Source organism: Corynebacterium evansiae (assembly GCF_027570065.1).
GTDB lineage: Bacteria > Actinomycetota > Actinomycetes > Mycobacteriales > Mycobacteriaceae > Corynebacterium > Corynebacterium evansiae.
Genome location: NZ_JAKMUT010000001.1, coordinates 179,289 through 198,336 on the forward strand (window position 1 = coordinate 179,289; position 19,048 = coordinate 198,336).

Below are 19,048 nucleotides of genomic sequence, written 5' to 3' on the forward strand. Positions count from 1 at the left end.
ATTCTCCGAACAGTGGGGCTGTGCGGTTAGCTGGCCTCTAGGCCGAACTCCTGGACTCGCTTCACGGTGGATTCCAGCTCCGCCGGGCCGGGAAGGCGCTTATGAATGGCGAGGAAGCTGGCCTGCACGTCCTGGCGCGTAGCGGGAGTCTTTCCGGTGTCGATGAGGTAGGCGATGATGTCGAGGTAAGAGGGGCTGCGAGTATCCAAAGCGTTCAAAAAGGGGGTAGGGAGGTCACGGTTGGCTTCGAGGTAGATGCGGTACTCCTCGGGGAGGGGGAGCGCATCGGCGACATCGGGGGCATTGGTCTCGTCGGGGGCTGCCGGGTCGGGCCCCTCGGTGGTGTCGGTCGTCCAGAGCTTTGCTCGGAGCTGACTAAATGGGTTGAACATGATGCGCTCTCTCCTTCCTCAATATCCGTGGATTTGCAATATTAAAACATAGGGTAATCAACAATTGTTGGAAAAGTCAAGCATTTTTTCTACCCACCTTATTTGGGTTTAGAGAACTTAAAAACAAAACCCCGCGGAGGAGGGTTTCTGCCCTCCTGCGGGGTAGTGTGTGCTGCTCAGATGCAGGGCGTGGGTGGCCTGTGGCCTTTAGTCGCCACCGCCGCCATCTCCGCCGCCGTCTCCACCGCTGGAGCCGCTGTCCGAGCCGGAATCTGAACCGGAGCTGGAGAAGCCGCCAAAACTGTTGTTGCTGGAGGGGCCACCGCTCTGGTCGCTGTTCCACTGGGTGGTAGGGGCATCAGCGTCGCTGCCGTTCGTCATGCCCGCCGCACCGGCGCCACCGGCAACGCCAGCGGCGCCAGCACTGCCAGCGTTGTCCGTGCCACCGATGGTGTAGCCAGCGTAGCCGTCGTTTCCTCGATTGTTCCAGGGTTTACTGTTCTGGGACTTATTGCCCTGGTTGTTGCCCCAGAAGTTGGAACTCTGGTTGTTGGGGGCCTGCGCGGGCGAGCCCTGGAAATTAGAACCCTGGTAATTGGAGCCCTGGAAGTTAGAGCCCTGGTTGGCGGACCCATAGCTGCCGTACGGGCTCTGGCCAGTATTCGGAGCTGCATTCGGAGTTGCGTTCGGGGCTCCAGCCGCTCCGGCAGGCGCGGCTGCGGGAGTATAGCTACCGTTGGCCTCCTGCGCTGCCTTCTCCTTACGTTCCTTGCGGGCACGTACGGGCGTCATAAAGAGATAGTCCAAGCTAAAGCGACCCGAGCCGGATGCGGCCAGGGCGAGGCCCGCCGCGCCCAGAACCCCGACGAGCTCCCAGCCGCCATCGGCGACGAAGACACCCTTGCCCCAGTGAGCGAAGCCAAAAGCGAAGGCCATTTGGATAAACAGCAGTGGGCCGACGATCCGGACCAGCAGGCCGAGGATCAGCAGCACGCCCGCGGCGAGCTCGAAGTAGGTGGCGATCTGCGCGGAAGCGTTTGGCCACGGCACGCTCATGGACTCGAAGGATTGTGCCGTGCCGTCGATAGTCCAGGAATCGTACTTCTGCCAACCGTGGGCGATCAGCACGATGCCCACGAGGATGCGGGAAATCGTGATGCAAACATCTTTAAAAATATTCATGTCGCTAACGCTACCAACTTAGCGGTGGCATGGCCGGGCTTGTGGCAGGTCAATCTGCTACAGATAGAGGCCAGAGCCACCATGAATCATTCCGAACCTCAGACCCTGATCGTGAGCGACTCACAGGCGGATCGTCGCCTGGATAAGTACATCCGCTCGCAGGTCAAGGGCGTACCCGCCACGGTGCTGTTCCGCCTGATGCGCACCAAGCAGATCACCGTCAACGGCGCCAAGTGCAAACCCGACCAGCGCACCGTTGCCGGCGACAAGGTTCGCTTGCCCGCCCTGGAAGTCGCCGCGGAGAAACCGGCGCCAACGGGGGATCGCAAGGCGGCGGAACAACTGGCCCGCAGGCTGTCCCGGCACATCGTGTTTGAAGATGACGCCCTGCTCGTTGTGAATAAGCCCGCCAACATCGCCGTGCACGTGGGCAGCGGGGTCAAGGCTGGGGTGATCGAGGCGCTGCGCGTGCTACGGCCGAAGGAAAAGGAACTAGAGCTGGCGCACCGGCTTGATAAGGAAACCTCCGGGCTACTGATAGTGGCCAAGAAATCGAAGATGCTGCGGCACCTGCAGGAGCTCCTACGTACCGGCGGGGAGGACATCCAGCGCTACTACCTGGCGGTGGTTTCCGGCGGGGTGAAAAGGACCGGTAGGCAAACGCAACGGATAGAGGTGCCACTGCGCAAAACCGGGGCGGCCACGGTAGTGGACCGTCGCGCCGGGCAGCGGGCGGAAACGAAGATGTGGGTGAAGAAACCGTGGGGAACTGCGGGCACCCTTGTGGAGGTGCAGCTGCTGACAGGGCGCAAGCACCAGATCCGCGTTCACCTGCAGCACCTGGGCCACCCGATCATCGGGGACTCTCGCTACGGGAACCCCGCCGCTAACCGGGCGGCCGGGGAGAAGGGGGTGCGGATGCTGATGCTGCACGCCTGCAGGCTGGTGGTGCCGCTGCCGGATGGCGAGGTGCTGGATGTGCACGCCCCGATGCCCCCGGCGTGGAATAAGCTGCGCGGCTAGTGGAGGGGTGTTCATACCCAATCAATTTTGCCCCCAAAAGTGGCTAGGTTTACTTATCTTATTGATGCCTCAGCCTTGTTGGGATTTAATGCCTTTGAGGGTGGAGTTGCTGCCCCGATGTTGATAAGAGGCAAGGAGATCGCGGTGTGCGTTGCTAACTTTCCTATGAGGTTGAGTTCCGACGCATGAAACTGTCAATAGAAGAACTGAGCTTCTCGTATAGGAAGATCTTTGGTAAGAAGCCAGTGTTGCGCTCCATTACTGGAACTTTTAATGAAGGTGTTACGGGTATCTTGGGGCCGAATGGTTCCGGTAAGAGTACCTTGCTGAATATTGTCACTGGTCGGTTGAAATCCCCGAAGGGTTCAGCCTACCTGGTGACAGAGCATGGGCGGAAAACGATGGATGAGTATCAGAGAAACTCTTCTATTGGCTACTTACCGCAGCGTTTCACGTTTGTTCCCGGGATGTGTGTCAAAGACACTGTTGAATATGTTGGATGGGTTAATGGTCTAACGGGGAAGCAACTTAATCGTGCTGTGGAAAATTCGCTTGATGTTGTTCGTCTGAATGAGCAGCAAGTGCTGAAGGCTGGTGCGCTCTCGGGTGGACAACGGCAACGGCTTGGACTCGCGTGCGTCCTTGTACACGAGCCGGAGGTAATGATTCTCGACGAGCCCACTACGGGGTTGGATCCGGAATCGAGAATGCTAATGCGGAAATGCATTGCCGACGCTGCTAGCGATGACAGGCTCGTCCTTATTTCTACCCACCATATGGAAGATCTTCGGTATCTGGCTGATGATGTATGGGTCATAGCAGAGGGGCAGCTCCTGTACTCCGGGTCGCTCGAGGGTATGGGAGAGGGTCTTGCTACCAGCGATGACCTTCGATATGGAACTGAGTTTGAAGCTGGATACTCGGACTTGGTTCAGAGCCTGCGATCCCAGAATGGGGAGGATCCGAAGCATGATTAGATTGTATGCTCGGTCTTCCCTCGGTTGGATCATGCTTGCGGGTGCCGGTGTAATTACCTTAACGGAAGTCCTCTTTCAACTTGAGTTGTTGAAGGCTCCCTATCAGCAGTGGGGTCTTATTGAGTCGAACTTGTCGAACTCACTTGTCGTCGTGATGCCACTCGTAGGCGGGATAGCTGCGGTGCTGCAGGTCCTCGGGCACTCTCCGGGGCGGATAAGCACTATGGCTGGAACTCGAGTTAGCCCTTACGGGCAGTCTATCTGGACAACACTAACGTGGTTAGCGGTGTCTATAGTTAGCGTTGTTGCCGTACTGCTTATCTGCTTCGGCTTTGCTATTGCAACAGCTGGGGGTGGAACACCGGAGTTTAAACTTTACCTGGCCATCTTAGGATCGATTGTTTTTTCGGTGTTTCTTGGTCATGTCATTGGCTACCTGGCTGCTGATCTGAAAGTATCCCTGATTGCGGTTGCCCTTCTCGCCGTGCTTCCCATGTCTGCAGTTAATGGATTTTCGACCTTGCGGTTTATTCCGATACTTCCGGCTGAGAAGCTACCTAGTTTCATTTATTCAGATAGTTGGCTGAACCGGCAATTACTGTTGGGTCTTGTCTTTATAGTGATTTTGGTTCTTGTTCTCTATAGTGCTGGCGCAACGAGGTCTCGGGGTGTCATTTCTAGAGTGATTATGTCCTCGGCTGCCCCCATTGCCGTGTTTATCATCGCTTTGGTTTCGCCTGCCGGTCCCGTGGAGGTTTTTGAGTATTCTGCCTCTGCCAGAGAAAAACAGGTCTGTGAAGTAGTTGGTGAGCGCACAGTGTGTGTACACGAGGAGAACCAGCCCGAATTAGCAAAAATTAGAACCTCGCTCAATGCAGTCGATGATGTTGTAGGGAGGTCGAGGGCGGGTTTCTATGAAATGAAAGATTCGTCCCTGGTCGATACAGCCAAGCCTTTGCCTTATGGCGTTGGAATTGTAGGGCTTAAGCCTGGTCAAGGATCTCGTTTTGGTGCTTTATTGATCGAAGCTATTTCCGGGGTTCTAGTGTGTGGACCGGAATCCTCCGAGTCTGCTGTCAACACTTCTTTCGAAGTTAACGACTGGCTGTTGTCTAGGGTTCCCGTCACGGCCCGTGAAACTTTTAGTAGCGAACCAGACCATCCTAAAGAGCGACAGTTTAATGACGTTCAGATGGAAACGATCGTGCAGGAACACAGTGAAGAACTGAGTACCTGCAGTTATTCTGGCGGTACTAATGCAGGTTCTTAAGTACGGTTGGCAGACCCGAAGACTGAGTTGGGTTGTGGGCGCCTCCCTCCTGGCAATGTTTGCAGTTGTCTTGGTTGGCGATGGTGGATTTCAAGTGAACTGGGACACGGTATATGAGCCTAAATACGTGCTCTACATGGAGTTGGTCTTCCTACTTTTGAGTACTGTGGCGGCAGTTTTGATTGAACCTCTAAGTGCTCAATGGGAAGGCAGTTCTTCACGTGCACGAGGGGTTGCATTGTTTTCCCTGTGCGTCACCTTCGTGGGTATATGGCTTGTGGCGGCGGTGGCAATGGGGCAGCTATTGAGAATTTACCCTGCCAACACCGTAGTGTTGATGGTTCTGACGAGCAGCACCCTTGTAGCATCGGTGACTCTCGGGTTATCACCGTGGATTGGTCCCTACTGGGCGGGAGTTAGCTCCCTGGGCTTCTATGCGGCTTGTATCGCAATCCAGGGGTTTATGCCTGCCTACCGTTCTTTAGTCCCTTTAGGGGACTCTCGGCTGATACCCGCGCCCACGGAGCCGCATGTCGTACTCACTTCAGTTCTTGCTCTGGCGCTGTGCGTCCTGAGTCATTGGACGACAGGCGGGCTTCGCCAAGGGCGCAGAATCGTCAAAGAAGACTTGTCTTAGAGAGCCCCGGACTGCCTTAGTTAGTAGTAGTACGGGAAGTCGTCCCAGTTCGGCTCGCGCTTCTCTAAGAAGGCATCCTTGCCTTCTACGGCCTCGTCGGTCATGTAGGCCAGGCGCGTAGCTTCACCTGCGAAGACCTGCTGCCCCATCAACCCATCGTCGCTTAGGTTGAAGGCGAACTTCAGCATGCGCTGCGCCGTGGGGGATTTGGTGTTGATCTTGCGGCCCCATTCGATGGCGGTGTCCTCCAGATCCGCGTGATCCACCACCCGGTTGACGGCTCCCATCTGGTGCATCGTTTCAGCGTCGATGGCCTCGCCGAGGAAGAAGATTTCGCGGGCAAACTTCTGGCCCACCTGCTTGGCCAGGTAGGCGGAGCCATAGCCTGCGTCGAAGGAGCCGACGTCGGCGTCCGTCTGCTTGAACTTAGCGTGCTCGCGGGAGGCCAGGGTCAGGTCGCACACTACGTGCAGGCTGTGCCCGCCACCGGCGGCCCAGCCGTTGACCAGGCAGATCACAACTTTCGGCATCGTGCGGATCAGGCGCTGCACCTCCAGGATGTGCAGGCGGCCGCCCTCCACCTTCGCGCGGGCCTCGTCCACCCCATCGGCGCCAGCGGCGGCGACGTCCGAATCGTGGCTGGTGGCGTACTGATAACCGGAACGGCCACGGATGCGCTGGTCGCCGCCGGAGCAAAACGCCCAGCCGCCGTCCTTCGGGGAAGGCCCGTTACCGGTCAGCAAAATCGTGCCAACGTCCGGGGTGCGGCGCGCGTGATCCAGCGCCCGGTACAACTCGTCGACGGTGTGCGGGCGGAAGGCGTTGCGCACCTCGGGGCGGTCAAAGGCGATGCGCACGATGCCGTTGGCGCGGCCTTCGCCAACATGGCGGTGGTAGGTGATGTCCGTGAAGTTATTTACACCCGGCGCATCTACCGGGCGCCACAGCTCGGGTTTGAAGGGGTTGTTGCTGGAATCAGTCATGCCCGCCATTCTATCGGCCAGCCGCTTTTGGCAAGGTAGGAAGTATGAACAGTTCCGCCGCATCTTCTAACCTGTCCTTCCCGCTGCCGTCGCTCGCCGAGTTACTCGAGCGCGCCGACGTGGTTGCCCTGCCGATGCGGGTGCCCTTCCGTGGCGTGACTGTACGCGAGGCCCTTCTTATTGACGCCCCGTCCCAGTGGGCCGAGTTCGCCCCTTTTCCGGAATACGAACCGGCCGAGGCCTCCCTGTGGCTGCGTTCGGCGATCCAGTACGGCTATGGAACTAGCCGTTCAGCCCCCGCCGACGAATGGGTTGCCGTCAACGCGACCATCCCCGCAGTGGACGTAGACGACCAGCCGGGGATCATCGGCGAGCTTATGGCACGCTACCCGGGCTGCACCACTGTGAAGGTCAAGGTCGCAGAGAAGAACGCCCTGGCCAACGACCCGGCCGCCAGCATGCGCCAAGATGTTCAGCGCGTCCGTGCAGTTCGGCAGTGGTATGCGGACCAGGGGGTTCGTGCCCCGAGGATCCGCATGGACGCCAATGGTGGCTGGACCGTCCAGCAAGCTCTGGAGGTCGTGGAAACCCTCGTCGCCGACGGTCCGCTGGATTATGTGGAGCAGCCCTGCCGCACCGTCGCCGAGCTGGCGGAGGTGCGCCAGAGCCTCATGCGGCGGGGAGTGTTTGTGCGCGTTGCTGCCGACGAGGCCATCCGTAAGAGCGCGGATCCGATCACAGCGGTCAAGGAGGTTACCGACGCGGGGGCGTGCGACGTGGCCGTGCTCAAGGTGCCGCCGCTCGGGGGCGTGGATCAGCTCCGCCGGGTGGCCAGCGAGGTCGCGCAACGCGGCGTATCCATCACGGTGAGTTCGGCCCTGGATACCGCGGTTGGCCTCGGCGCGGGTTTGCAGGCCGCCGCCAGCCTGGTGCACATCGATGACGATGGCATGGTCGCCGAACCCAACGCCGCCGGGCTGGCTACCGGCACGCTCTTTGAACGCGACCTCGCAGAACGGCGGATTGTCGATGGTCGCATGCACACCGGCGCTGTAACCCCCGATGCCGACCGGCTGGCGGAGTTCCGCCTTACCGGCGAGCGGCGTGATTGGTGGCTGAACCGCTTGCGTGCGGCTTATGGCTACGTAGCAGGCGGAAGGTAGATTGTGGAACTGTGACTAACGCTGATAGTTCTTCCCAGGATTCTGGTACACACTCCGCCGCGCTGACTAGCCCCATTGCAGTGCGTGCGGGGTTGGTGCTGGTTGACCAGCTGATTCGCAGCGGTGTGCGCGAGGCAGTGCTGTGCCCCGGCTCGCGGAACTCGCCGCTGAACCTGGCGTTCGTGGAAGCGGAAAGGGTCGGGAGGGTGCGCTTGCACGTCCGCACCGACGAGCGTTCGGCGGCCTTTTTGGCGCTGGGGCTGGCGAAGGTATCGCGCCGCCCGGTGCCGGTCGTCATGACTTCCGGGACGGCCGTGGCCAACTGCCTGCCGGCCATGGTGGAGGCCACGCTTTCCGGCGTGCCGCTGGTTGTGCTCTCGGCGAACCGGCCGCTTTCCATGCTGGGCTCGGGGGCGAACCAGACCATCGACCAGGCGGAGATCTTCGGCACCCATTCCGTATGCACCCTGAACGCGGGCGAGCTGGCGCTGGAAGGCGCCGTTGCCGACGCTGGCACGGGTCAAGCCCCCAAGCGCACCGATGCCGCAGCGGAGCTCCGCGACTTGGTGCGCAAGCTAATTGCTGCAGCAACAGATCCCATCGACGGCGGTGGAGCCCACCTGGACGTGCCGCTGCGGGAACCGCTCGTGCCGCCGACGCTGGACGAGCTATCGCTGTGGGCGGGCGAAATCGCCGCTGCTGAAGACGCTGCTGAAGATGCGGCAACGACCGAGGGGGCGCACGACTCGCACGCGCCAGGTCAGCCCGCCCGTGGCTCCCGGAAGCTGCCCTATGGCCAGGTCGAGGTGGACCTCTCCCGCCGCACGCTCGTCATCGCGGGCTCCGTCAGCGACGTCGCCTGGGCGCGCTCGATCATGGACGAGCTAGCGGACGTGCCGACGATCGCGGAACCCGTCGCGCCCGCACCCGACTTCCCCGTGCACAGCGCGGCCGTAGACATGTTCAGTGCCCAGGTCGTCAGCGACGGTGAACACTCGGCGGTCACCACCCCGGAACAGATCGTGGTGATCGGTCGGCCAACCCTCCACCGTGGCGTCACAAAGCTTCTGGCCAACAAGGACATCAACGTCATCGCCCTCAGCGACACCCGTAACGTCACCGATGTTTTCGACAATGTTGATGAGGTCGGCAGCACCGTCTGGCCGCGCGGCGAGCAGCCGGAAAGTTGGCTGCAGGTCGCCCGCGCCATCAGCGACATGGGCGTGAATCAGGTCCGCGACGGGTTGGCCGAGCGCGAACCGTTCACCGCGGTGCATGCTGTGGCCGTTGTTGCGGACGCCCTGCGCGACGGGGACCTCCTGGTACTAGGGGCGTCTACGGCGGTGCGGGATGCCTCCCGCGCCGGGCTGCCTTTTGACGGTGTGCAGGCGATCGCCAACCGTGGGGCGGCGGGGATCGACGGGACTATCTCCACCGCCGTGGGCGCGGCGATGGCGCACGCCCACGCCGACCCGACCGCGATCCGCGCGCCGCGCACCATCGCCGTGATGGGGGATCTGACATTCGCCCACGACCTCGGCGGGCTGAACATCGGGCCGCTCGAACCGCGCCCCGACAACCTGCTGATCGTGCTGACCAACGATAGCGGCGGCGGGATCTTCGAAACCCTCGAGCCCGGTGCCGAGAACTTGCGCACCTTCGCCGACGGCACCGCTGCCTTCGAGCGGGTCTTCGGCACGCCACTGGACCTGGACTTCGCGGAGCTCTGCGCCGGGTTCGGAGTGGAACACAAGCTGGCTACCAGCGTGGAAGAGCTCGCCGCAGCCATCGACGAGCACGCCGAGATCGGCGGAAGCGGGATCACGGTGCTGGAAGTAAAGGTGAGCAGGCGTGGGCGTCAAGAAATAGAAAAAAGAATTGCGGGCACACGATGAACCGCACAATAGATCGCGCGAGGAACGACACGCTCACCCCGAAACAAATCCGCACGGCGCGCAGACTGCGGCGCGCGAAGCAAGCCGTTATTGCCCTGGCAGGGCTAGTGATGCTGGTGTGCGGCGGGATGATCGTGACCTCTGCGATGGATGACTTTGCGATCTCGCGGGATAAAGCCGAAGCGACGGCGGAGGTGGTCTCGGTGCAGACGCTGCGGACCACCGTGCGCTTCCGCGACGCAGACGGCAACTTCCAGCAGCCCGAGGAGGGGCTAAAGTACCCTTCTGGCCTGGTGGAGGGGCAGAACGTGCGCGTCGAATACCAAGTCAGCGACCCCGAGAATGTAAAGGTGCAGGGGAGGGGATGGACGTTGGCTTTCCTGCCGACACTATCGTCCATGGCCGTAGGGCTGGGCGTGTGTGCCATGCTGATGCTGCTGCTCCGACGCTGGCAGAAGAAAAACAAACTTTGAGTAGCGAAAGTAACCTTCCGTTTGCCTAGACTTGTTAATGTTTTTACCCAGACGAAACGCGGGCGTGAACTACAAAAGGGAAGCTGAAGGGTATGCGAGTTGCAATTGTTGCCGAGAGCTTTCTGCCGAACGTAAATGGCGTGGTCAATTCCGTGCTCCGAGTTTTGGAGCACCTGCGTGCCAACGGGCACGAAGCGCTAGTGATCGCCCCGGGGGCAACGAATGGGCAAGAGGAAATTGCGACCTACGAGGGCTACCGCATCGCCCGCGTGCCCGCCGTGGACGTGCCGGGCATTAACTCCCTGCCGATCGGCGTGCCGATGCCGAGCGTGTATACGGAGCTGAAGAAGTTCCAGCCCGACGTGGTTCACCTGGCCAGCCCCTTCGTGCTCGGCGGCGCGGGTGCCGTGGCAGCGCGGGCACTGAAGCTGCCTTGCGTGGCAATTTTCCAGACCGACGTCGCGGGCTTCGCCAACAACTACAAGATGAAGTTCCTGTCCAAGATGGCGTGGCGCTGGGTGCGCGTGATGCACAACATGTGCGCCATGACGCTGGCCCCGAGCTCCGTGACGATGCGTGAGTTGGAAGAGAACGGGGTGCGGGGCGTGGCGCACTGGGGCCGCGGCGTGGATACGGAACGCTTCCACCCCTCCAAGCGTTCTGACGAGCTGCGTCGCGAGTGGCTGCTGGAAGGCGAGAAGAAGCGTGGCAACGCTGGCGACGCCACCGACCTGGAGGGCCGCCGTACCATCGTTGGCTTTGTCGGCCGCCTGGCTGCCGAGAAGTCCGTGGAGCGCATGGCTGCCCTGAACGGTCGGGACGACGTGCAGCTGGTGATCGTCGGCGACGGCCCGGAGATGGATGACCTCAAGTCCCGGATGCCCACCGCAGTATTTACCGGCGGGCTGTACGGCGAGGACCTGGCTCACGCCTTCGCCAGCCTGGACATTTTCGTTCACACCGGCCAGTACGAGACCTTCTGCCAGGCGATCCAGGAGGCCCAGGCTTCCCGCGTGGCGACCATCGGCCCGGCGGCCGGTGGCCCCATCGACCTCATCAAGCCGGGCCACAACGGCTACCTGCTAAACGTCGAGAACTTCGAGGCCGAGCTGGTCGAGGCAGTGGACACCATCCTCGCCGGGGACGTGGATACCTACCGCGACAACGCCTTTGAGGGCGTGCAGAACAAGAGCTGGTCCAGCCTGTGCGACCAGCTGCTCGGCTACTACCGCCAGGCCATCGCACAGGGTGGCAAGGCGGCCCCGCGCAAGGGTTCGCAGCGCGACTTCACGGGGGTGCGCGAAGTGCCCCGTCCCGCAGCTGAGGAGACCACCGAGGAGACCACCGCCCAGGCCACCGTTGAGACTTCGGCCGAGTCTGCCCCGCAGGTCAGCGCCGAGCCCGCCGCGAAGTAGGCGAAGCGCCCGCGCTAAGATGTGAGTCGTGTCTCGGGCAAGTTTGGAAAAGAAGCCGCATGAAGTCGCGTCGATGTTCGACGCGGTAGGCAAGAATTACGACCTCACCAACACGGTGTTGAGCTTCGGCCAGGATCGCTATTGGCGTATCCGCACCCGCAAGCGCCTCGACTTAAAGTCCGGCGACCTGGTGCTCGACCTCGCCGCGGGCACGGGCGTATCCACAGAAGAGTTCGCCCGCACGGGTGCCACTTGCATCGCCTGCGACTTCTCTTTCGGCATGCTCGCCGCTGGCTCCCACCGCAATGTGCCGATGGTGTGCGCGGACGGAACGAACCTGCCCTTCGCCGACGCGACCTTCGACGCGGTGACGATCAACTACGGCCTGCGGAACATCGTGGATTTCCGCGCCGGCCTACGCGAAATGGCGCGCGTGACGAAGCCCGGCGGCAAGCTCGCCGTGGCGGAGTTCTCCACCCCCGTCATCCCGATCTTCAAGACGGTGTACAAGGAATACCTGATGCGAGCCCTGCCGAAGGTCGCGAAGGTGGTTAGCTCCAACGCGGACGCCTACGAGTACCTTGCCGAATCCATCCGCGCCTGGCCTGACCAGGAGGAACTCGCTGCGGAGATCCGTGACTGCGGTTGGCGAGAGGTCGGCTGGCAGAATCTCACCGGCGGGATCGTGGCGCTTCACAGCGCGATCCGCGACTAACTGGAACTCATCCGCACGCGGCCAGTAGCGGCGGTTACTTCCGCGCCGCGAACGGTTCGTCGATCGGTGCGAGGTTCACAACCCTTCCTGCACCCCGCCACAGCCTGGCAGCCACGTCGCGGTCGGCTGGGCTCACGAGGTTCCCCATCAGTCGCGTCGCCACGCCCATCACGCGGTTCGCCAGCGGCCCGCGCATGCCCAACGGCCCGAGCGCGCTCATCAGCCCCGGCATCGTCAGAACCACCGCCAGGCGCCGCGCCAGCCCGAACGCTTCGCCATAGTGTTTCTGCAGCTGGTCCGTCCATTCTGGCTCCATGCCGGCACCATTGTGGCTCTTTATTTTGGACGCCCACTTCTCCGGCCCGCCCCACTCATCAACTAACAACCGGATCAACAGCTCGGCGGATTCCAGGGCATAGTCGATGCCTTCGCCGTTCAGGGGATTGACCAAGGCGGCGGTGTCTCCGATGGCAGCCCAGTTGGGGCCAGCCACCCGGCTGACGGCTCCGCCCATCGGCAGGAGGGCGGAGGTGATGGATTCCGGCTCTCCCTCGATGGCCCATTCGCCGCTGACTTGGCGCGCGTAGTCGCGCAGCAGCTTCTTGGTGTTTACCTTGGCGGGGCGCTTGGTGGTGGCCAGCACTCCGCAGCCGAGGTTCGCTTTGCCGATGCCTTCGGCCGGGCCGCGATCCGCTCCTTCGGCCGGATTGCCCAGGGGGAACACCCACCCGTAGCCCGGCTGTGCGGTTCCGGAAGCGTCGTTGAGTTCCAGGTGCGAGTGGATCCACGGCTCATCGCCGAAGGGGGTGTTGATGTAACTGCGGGCCGCAATGCCGTGGACCAGCCCCTTATCCCACTGCACGCCCAGCTTGCGGGCAATGCCGCTGCGAACGCCCTCGGCCAGGACGAAGAAGCGCGCACGGATCTTCACAGGCGCGGATGAACCTTGCTCGCCCTCACCGGTGCGAGTGCCCGCGACCTCGCTGAGTTGCTGGGTTACTGGGTCCGAGGTGGCGTCATTAATCTTCGCTTGAATAAAACGCGCACCTGCAGCGATAGCGATCCCCGCGAGGGCAGCATCCAGGCGCGTGCGAGGGATGGCCGAGCCGCGTTGCGGGAAGTTTCCTGAAGGCCATGGCGCGGTGATGGAGCCGCCGAAGCCGTGCAGCTTGAGGCCCCGGATGAAAGGGGCTCCGTCGAAGAGGTGTAGCGCGCCCATCGATTCCAGGGCGGCGACGGCACGCGGAGTGAGGCCATCGCCGCAGGTCTTATCGCGGCCGACCGGGAGGAGGCTGGGTGCAGTGCCCGGCACAGAACCCGGCACGTCGGCCATGTCCACCATCACCACGTCCAGGCCGGCGCGGGCGGCGTGAAAAGCAGCGGCGGAACCAGCCGGGCCTGCTCCGATGACGGCGAGATCGCACTCGATGCCGAGGGGGCCAGCGTTGAAAGTTTCAGAAGCGGGGGGATTCATCGACACCCATTGTTCCACGGGGTGGGGAAGGGCTGGCGGGGAGGTCGAGGCGTAGATCGCACGTGCGTTAAACACTGCCACGTTAATCGACTAAAGTGTCGGTAGACATGTAAAAGACCGCATGTGAAACACCACATGCGCAGTTCAAGAGGAAAAGTCGAGGCTGACCACGGACATGCCAAGTGCCACACCCCGTAAACCGGCGCTCCCTGACGTGGGGGACGCGCAATTAAACGAGGCCTTGGGCCAGTCGATGCAGCAAGTTGAACAGCTGCTGAAGGATCGGCTGTCGGTTGGCGAATCCTTCCTCACCGACAAGATCAGCCACCTTTTCGAGGCAGGCGGCAAGCGCTTCCGCGTGATGTTTGCCCTGCTGGCGGCTCATTACGGTGAGAAGCCAACCGCGCAGGAAGTACACGAGGCCGCTGCCGTGGTGGAACTGACCCACCTCGCAACGCTGTACCACGACGACGTGATGGACGAGTCCGACCAGCGCCGCGGTGCGGAATCCGCGAACAAGCGCTGGAACAACTCCGTGGCGATTCTGGCGGGCGACTACCTATTCGCCATCGCCAGCGAAATAATGGCAACGCTCGGCGCCCAGACGGTGCAGCACTTCGCGGAGACCTTCCAGGAGCTGGTGACCGGCCAGATGCGGGAGACCATTGGCGCCCGCGATGGGGAGGACGAGATCGAGCACTACCTGACCGTCATTCAGGAGAAGACGGGTGTGCTCATCGCCTCTGCTGGCTGGCTCGGCGCGCTGCACAGTGGCGCATCCGAGGAGCACCGCGAGGCACTGTTCCGCTTCGGCCGCAACGTCGGCCAGATCTTCCAGATCGTTGACGACATCATCGACATTTGGGCCGACCCGGAGGTTTCCGGCAAGCAGCCTGGAACGGACTTGCGCGAGGGTGTGTTCACCCTCCCGGTCCTTTATGCAATGCAGCAGGATGACGCCACAGGGGCGCGACTGCGCGAGATCCTCACCGGACCGGTCACGGATGATGCCTTGGTGGACGAGGCGCTGGAGCTTATCCGTGGTTCCGAAGGCCGTGAGAAGTCCTTTGAGGTTGTGCGCCGTTACCGCCAGTACGGCGAAGAGGAGCTGGCCAAGCTGCCCGAGAATCAGGTGACTCAGGCGCTGCGCCACTTGATGGACTTCGCCTTGGAGCGCCTGGGGTAGCTGTCGGAGTGGCCTCGGAGCTTGCGGGGCGCGCAGAGTCGCTTCCGGTGGGCTGCTTGAACTGGCGATTTGCATAAGTTGGGGCTACTCGTAGTAGAGTTACCAGCGCACCGAATGGTGCATGCCAGATTGCCCGAGCGGCCAAAGGGAGCGGACTGTAAATCCGCCGGCTCTGCCTTCGTTGGTTCGAATCCATCATCTGGCACAGCGCCAAATGGCAAAACAACAACCCGGTGGTTGCTTCCCGATGCGGGAGGTGGCCACCGGGTTTTGCTGTTCGCAGTGCGAGAGTTGGGCATGAGGCAGTGGGGAGGCTGCACGGTGGGATGTCGTTAGATCGGGAAAACGTCACCAAGTCTTGCAAGACCGGGCATAGGTCAACTCTCTGACCTGTGTGTATGTGAAGGTGAGAACGATGTGCACTAACGAATTCCCGTTCTAGCGACACTCAACCCAACGGATAGCGACATTCAGTGGGCTGTTGAGGGGCTGGAGGCTAAGTTGGCGAGAGGCTGGCCTAAGCGCATTGAAGACGTTGGGATGCAGAGTGTTTGGAAGGTATAAAACCCGCCCCTGAACTGCCGATTTGTGTAAAGTATCGCCGGGTGGTTAAGCTAACTCAGGCTTCAAGCGATGCGGTTAAATTAAATCCGCAGCGTTAATGGAGTGATGCCCCCTTAGCTCAGTCGGCAGAGCGTTTCCATGGTAAGGAAAAGGTCGACGGTTCGATTCCGTCAGGGGGCTCTGTCATTTTATGCGCCCCGTCACGCGACGTTAGACACAGACCGTTGGCGGTCCGTAGCAAAGTGGCGACGATGGCGGTGTAGCTCAGCTGGTTAGAGCGCACGACTCATAATCGTGAGGTCGAGGGATCGAGTCCCTCCACCGCTACAAATTAAGACCAAGACCACCCGGTGATGTAAATCGCCGGGTGGTTTTGCTTTTGCTGTCGCTACGCTCTGTGTCTCGCCTTAAACCGCCTGCCCTAAACCTGCGTGTCCCAACTCCGCAAGCCCCAGCACCCGCGCCCTATTTGGTCGCGCGGTCGTTATCCTGCTATTGTTTTTGAACGTTGCACTGAATGTGTGGCATGGAAGCTACGAGCCCTGCAAATGGGCACTGTGTTTCCTCGCTATCAGGATGTTGCTTCACCTATGTTGATCTGGTCGCGTACACTCGTGAACCAGAACTTCGATTAGGGGCGTGGCTCAATTGGCAGAGCAGCGGTCTCCAAAACCGCAGGTTGCAGGTTCAAGTCCTGTCGCCCCTGCACGATCTTCCTTGCAGGTACCTTTAAGGAGAACTTAGACGTGAGCGACGAGAGCAAAAAGACCGCAGCCGGTAAATCCGGCAATGGCGGCAGCCTTCGTCCGTCCGGCAAGCGTCAGGTGGCCGGTCAGGCCACCACGTCCCGCGCGGTCGCGAACTCCAATTCCAAGGCTCCGGAAGTTGTAAAGACCCGCAAGAACCCCTTCAGCGCCATCGTGGATTACATCCGCGGCGTGATTGCCGAAATGGGCAAGGTTATCTGGCCCACGGGTCGCGAGATGGTGAACTACACCATCATCGTCCTACTGTTCCTGATCTTCGTCTGCGCCCTCGTGGCCGGCACCGATTGGGCTGCCAGCTGGGGTCTGCGTCAGATCATGCGCTAACTTGTGTTAAGCTAGCGAACATCAACTTATATACCGCCTTCGCCGCCCGGCGATAGGCGGATTTTTAATGATGGAGGGTGCTTCCATGACCGAAGAGAACCAGAACAACAACCAGAACAGCGAGGCTGTCAGCGCAGAGAGCCTGGCTGCGGCCGCTCAAGAAGACGTACAGCAGGCTGTTGCTGAGGCACACCAGGACGCTGCGGGTGCTGAGGCTGAGGGCGTCACTAATGAGGACGCCGCAGCACCAACCACCGAAGGGGCCGAAGAAACGGCAAGCGCCGACGGAGCTGAGGCCTCCGAGGCTTCAGCAGCAGCCGAGGGCGGCGAGAGCGCTGAAGGTGAGGCCGAGCAGTCCGCAGAGGACGCTGCGATGGCCGCCTACAAGGCTCGCCTGCGCCAGTTCATGCGTGCGCTGAAGAAGCTGCCGGGCGAGTGGTACATCATCCAGTGCTACTCCGGCTACGAGAACAAGGTGAAGACCAACCTGGAGATGCGCGCCCAGACCCTGGGCGTGGACGAGCAGATCCACGAGGTTGTCGTGCCCATCGAGGAGGTTGTGGAGCTACGCGACGGCAAGCGCAAGCTGGTGAAGCGCAAGCTGCTGCCGGGCTACGTGCTGGTGCGTATGTCTCTGGATGACGCCTCCTGGTCCGTTGTCCGCGATACCCCTGGCGTGACCAGCTTCGTTGGCAACGAGGGCAAGCCCACCCCGGTGAAGATCCGTGAGGTCGCGAAGTTCCTGCTGCCGCCGGAGACCGCGAAGCCACAGGAATCCGAGGATGGCGAAGAGGCAGCAACCGGTGTGGACGTATCCGCAACGGGTGTGGCCACCCCGCCGAAGCCGGCCAGCGAGCAGGTTGTGGTGGATTACGAGGAGGGCGAGTCCGTCACCATCCTGTCTGGCCCGTTCGCTTCCGTTTCTGCAACCATCAGCGAGATCGATGCCGAGAACAACCGCCTGAAGGCCATGGTCTCCATCTTCGGCCGTGAGACCCCGGTTGAGCTGGAATTTGATCAGGTAGAGAAGCTGAACTAGAGTTATGCAGGTTGTCCGTGGGCTTATGTTCACGGCGCGACACGCAAATTTTTCCATTTCCGGTGGCTGGTGAAATCCCGGCATCCGGTCGATGCGATTATCCCGTGCTTACCTGTGCTACGGGATCGCGTTGATAACAGAAAGTAGGTTTTAAGATGGCTAAGAAGAAGGTTACTGGCCTTATTAAGCTGCAGATCCAGGCCGGTCAGGCTACTCCGGCACCGCCGGTTGGCCCGGCTCTGGGTGCGCACGGCGTGAACATTGTTGAGTTCACCAAGGCGTACAACGCTGCTACCGAGGCGCAGCGCGGCAACATCGTTCCGGTTGAGATCACCGTCTACGAAGACCGTTCCTTCGACTTCAAGCTGAAGACCCCGCCGGCAGCGAAGCTGCTGCTGAAGGCTGCGGGCATTCAGAAGGGCTCCGGCGTTCCGCACACCGACAAGGTCGGCTCCGTTACTTGGGATCAGTGCAAGGAGATTGCAACCACCAAGAAGGAAGACCTGAACGCTAACGACGTTGAGGCTGGCGCTGCCATCATCGCCGGCACTGCTCGCTCCATGGGCATCACCGTCAAGGACGCTCCGCAGAAGTAATTCCCTAACCGTGGTAAGGCTGCTTGCTTGGCCTGCACCACAACTCCAACGGAACTAAAGATTGGATTCACTATGAGCAAGACCTCTAAGGCATACCGCGCGGCAGCGGAAAAGATCGACGCTGGCCGCCTGTACACCCCGCTGGCAGCTGCTAAGGCTGTAAAGGAGACCTCCTCCAAGAACTTCGACGCTACCGTCGACGTTGCTATCCGCCTGGGCGTTGACCCGCGCAAGGCCGACCAGCTGGTTCGCGGCACTGTTTCCCTGCCGAACGGCACGGGTAAGGAAGTTCGCGTTGTCGTCTTCGCCGAGGGCCCGAACGCTACCGCCGCTGAAGAGGCTGGCGCTGACGTTGTTGGCACCGCCGAGCTGATCGAGAAGATCCAGGGCGGCTGGACCGACTTCGACGCTGCGATCGCTACCCCGGATCAGATGGCCAAGGTTGGTCGTGTGGCTCGCGTCCTGGGTCCCCGTGGCCTGATGCCGAACCCGAAGACCGGCACCGTCACCACCGACGTTGCTAAGGCTGTCGCCGAGATCAAGGGCGGCAAGATCTCCTTCCGCGTGGACAAGGCTGCTAACCTGCACGCCATCCTGGGCAAGGCTTCCTTCACTGAGAAGCAGCTGGCTGAGAACTACGGCGCTCTGATCGACGAGCTGCTGCGTCTGAAGCCTTCCTCCTCCAAGGGGCGCTACTTCAAGAAGGTCACCATGTCCTCCACCAACGGCCCGGGCGTTCCGGTGGACAACACGATCGTGAAGGACTTCACCGAAGAGGCTTAAGTCTCGTTTCCTAGGTTCCTTCTAGGTTTTCCGCACCCTCGTTGCCTTCGGGCGGCGAGGGTGTTTTTTACTTAATAGAGTATATGTTCTATTTTTGACGCCAGAAGATGTTGAGTTTCTTCCGTTTTCGCAGGTCAACTATAGAAACAGCCGGTTTTGAGGATTCTAGTTGTGTCATCGGGGCGTGGTA

At 61.1% G+C, this 19,048-nt stretch carries 17 protein-coding genes and 4 tRNA genes; 17 read left to right on the forward strand and 4 right to left on the reverse strand.

All coding sequences use genetic code 11. The features are described from left to right. Positions 1 to 26: 26 nt before the first annotated feature. Positions 27 to 392 (reverse strand): hypothetical protein, encoded by a 366-nt coding sequence (locus tag L8V00_RS00770; protein WP_005292083.1) that lies wholly within the window; start codon positions 390 to 392, stop codon positions 27 to 29. 207 nt (positions 393 to 599) lie between these two features. Then, on the reverse strand, positions 600 to 1,574 hold the full coding sequence (locus L8V00_RS00775) for a DoxX family protein (protein WP_035002996.1): 975 nt from the start codon (positions 1,572 to 1,574) through the stop codon (positions 600 to 602). Positions 1,575 to 1,685: 111 nt separating this feature from the next. On the opposite strand from L8V00_RS00775, the gene L8V00_RS00780 reads away from it, so the two are divergent. From L8V00_RS00780 to L8V00_RS00790, 3 genes are all read left to right on the forward strand, one after another. After that, the gene (locus L8V00_RS00780; RefSeq protein ID WP_269943953.1) at positions 1,686 to 2,597 is read left to right on the forward strand and encodes an RluA family pseudouridine synthase; all 912 of its coding nucleotides are present in this window, start codon (positions 1,686 to 1,688) and stop codon (positions 2,595 to 2,597) included. 185 nt (positions 2,598 to 2,782) lie between these two features. Continuing rightward, positions 2,783 to 3,574: an ABC transporter ATP-binding protein gene (locus tag L8V00_RS00785; RefSeq protein WP_269943954.1), complete on the forward strand. Its 792-nt coding sequence runs from the start codon at positions 2,783 to 2,785 to the stop codon at positions 3,572 to 3,574. Then, positions 3,567 to 4,844: an ABC transporter permease gene (locus tag L8V00_RS00790; protein WP_269943955.1), complete on the forward strand. Its 1,278-nt coding sequence runs from the start codon at positions 3,567 to 3,569 to the stop codon at positions 4,842 to 4,844. Before L8V00_RS00785 ends, L8V00_RS00790 begins: the two co-directional genes overlap by 8 nt. A gap of 657 nt (positions 4,845 to 5,501) precedes the next feature. Here the strand turns inward: L8V00_RS00790 and L8V00_RS00795 are convergent. Continuing rightward, positions 5,502 to 6,464 (reverse strand): 1,4-dihydroxy-2-naphthoyl-CoA synthase, encoded by a 963-nt coding sequence (locus tag L8V00_RS00795; RefSeq protein ID WP_049048933.1) that lies wholly within the window; start codon positions 6,462 to 6,464, stop codon positions 5,502 to 5,504. Positions 6,465 to 6,508: 44 nt separating this feature from the next. Between L8V00_RS00795 and L8V00_RS00800 the strand changes: the two genes are divergently transcribed. The 5 genes from L8V00_RS00800 (at position 6,509) to L8V00_RS00820 (ending at position 12,125) form a co-directional block, all read left to right on the forward strand. After that, entirely contained in the window at positions 6,509 to 7,627 is a 1,119-nt protein-coding gene (locus L8V00_RS00800) for an o-succinylbenzoate synthase (protein ID WP_269943956.1), read from the forward strand. A gap of 80 nt (positions 7,628 to 7,707) precedes the next feature. After that, complete coding sequence (gene menD / locus L8V00_RS00805; RefSeq protein WP_420840017.1) at positions 7,708 to 9,522, forward strand: 2-succinyl-5-enolpyruvyl-6-hydroxy-3-cyclohexene-1-carboxylic-acid synthase; 1,815 nt, start codon at positions 7,708 to 7,710, stop codon at positions 9,520 to 9,522. Then, positions 9,519 to 9,995, forward strand: coding sequence for a DUF3592 domain-containing protein (locus L8V00_RS00810; RefSeq protein WP_269943958.1), 477 nt, complete (start codon positions 9,519 to 9,521; stop codon positions 9,993 to 9,995). Before menD ends, L8V00_RS00810 begins: the two co-directional genes overlap by 4 nt. 92 nt (positions 9,996 to 10,087) lie before the next feature. Beyond that, a complete protein-coding gene (locus tag L8V00_RS00815) occupies positions 10,088 to 11,410 on the forward strand; it encodes a glycosyltransferase family 4 protein (RefSeq protein WP_239316460.1) in 1,323 nt (440 codons plus the stop codon). Positions 11,411 to 11,438: 28 nt separating this feature from the next. Continuing rightward, a complete protein-coding gene (locus L8V00_RS00820) occupies positions 11,439 to 12,125 on the forward strand; it encodes a demethylmenaquinone methyltransferase (protein WP_269943959.1) in 687 nt (228 codons plus the stop codon). Between the two features lie 34 nt (positions 12,126 to 12,159). Here L8V00_RS00820 and L8V00_RS00825 read toward each other — a convergent pair whose 3' ends face one another. After that, complete coding sequence (locus L8V00_RS00825) at positions 12,160 to 13,599, reverse strand: geranylgeranyl reductase family protein (protein ID WP_269943960.1); 1,440 nt, start codon at positions 13,597 to 13,599, stop codon at positions 12,160 to 12,162. Positions 13,600 to 13,774: 175 nt separating this feature from the next. Between L8V00_RS00825 and L8V00_RS00830 the strand changes: the two genes are divergently transcribed. From L8V00_RS00830 to rplA, 9 genes are all read left to right on the forward strand, one after another. After that, positions 13,775 to 14,785, forward strand: coding sequence for a polyprenyl synthetase family protein (locus L8V00_RS00830; RefSeq protein WP_269943961.1), 1,011 nt, complete (start codon positions 13,775 to 13,777; stop codon positions 14,783 to 14,785). 123 nt (positions 14,786 to 14,908) lie between these two features. Beyond that, positions 14,909 to 14,990 (forward strand) — tRNA-Tyr (locus L8V00_RS00835). A 466-nt stretch (positions 14,991 to 15,456) separates the two neighbouring features. Beyond that, positions 15,457 to 15,529 (forward strand) — tRNA-Thr (locus tag L8V00_RS00840). Between the two features lie 73 nt (positions 15,530 to 15,602). Continuing rightward, positions 15,603 to 15,676 (forward strand) — tRNA-Met (locus L8V00_RS00845). 306 nt (positions 15,677 to 15,982) lie between these two features. Next, positions 15,983 to 16,055, forward strand: a tRNA-Trp gene (locus L8V00_RS00850). Positions 16,056 to 16,095: 40 nt separating this feature from the next. Beyond that, positions 16,096 to 16,440, forward strand: coding sequence for a preprotein translocase subunit SecE (gene secE / locus L8V00_RS00855; protein WP_034986243.1), 345 nt, complete (start codon positions 16,096 to 16,098; stop codon positions 16,438 to 16,440). An 85-nt stretch (positions 16,441 to 16,525) separates the two neighbouring features. Then, complete coding sequence (gene nusG, locus L8V00_RS00860; RefSeq protein ID WP_269943962.1) at positions 16,526 to 17,479, forward strand: transcription termination/antitermination protein NusG; 954 nt, start codon at positions 16,526 to 16,528, stop codon at positions 17,477 to 17,479. 155 nt (positions 17,480 to 17,634) lie between these two features. Beyond that, positions 17,635 to 18,075 (forward strand): 50S ribosomal protein L11, encoded by a 441-nt coding sequence (gene rplK, locus L8V00_RS00865; protein WP_034986238.1) that lies wholly within the window; start codon positions 17,635 to 17,637, stop codon positions 18,073 to 18,075. A 72-nt stretch (positions 18,076 to 18,147) separates the two neighbouring features. Further along, positions 18,148 to 18,858 (forward strand): 50S ribosomal protein L1, encoded by a 711-nt coding sequence (rplA, locus tag L8V00_RS00870; RefSeq protein ID WP_005292043.1) that lies wholly within the window; start codon positions 18,148 to 18,150, stop codon positions 18,856 to 18,858. Positions 18,859 to 19,048: the final 190 nt, after the last annotated feature.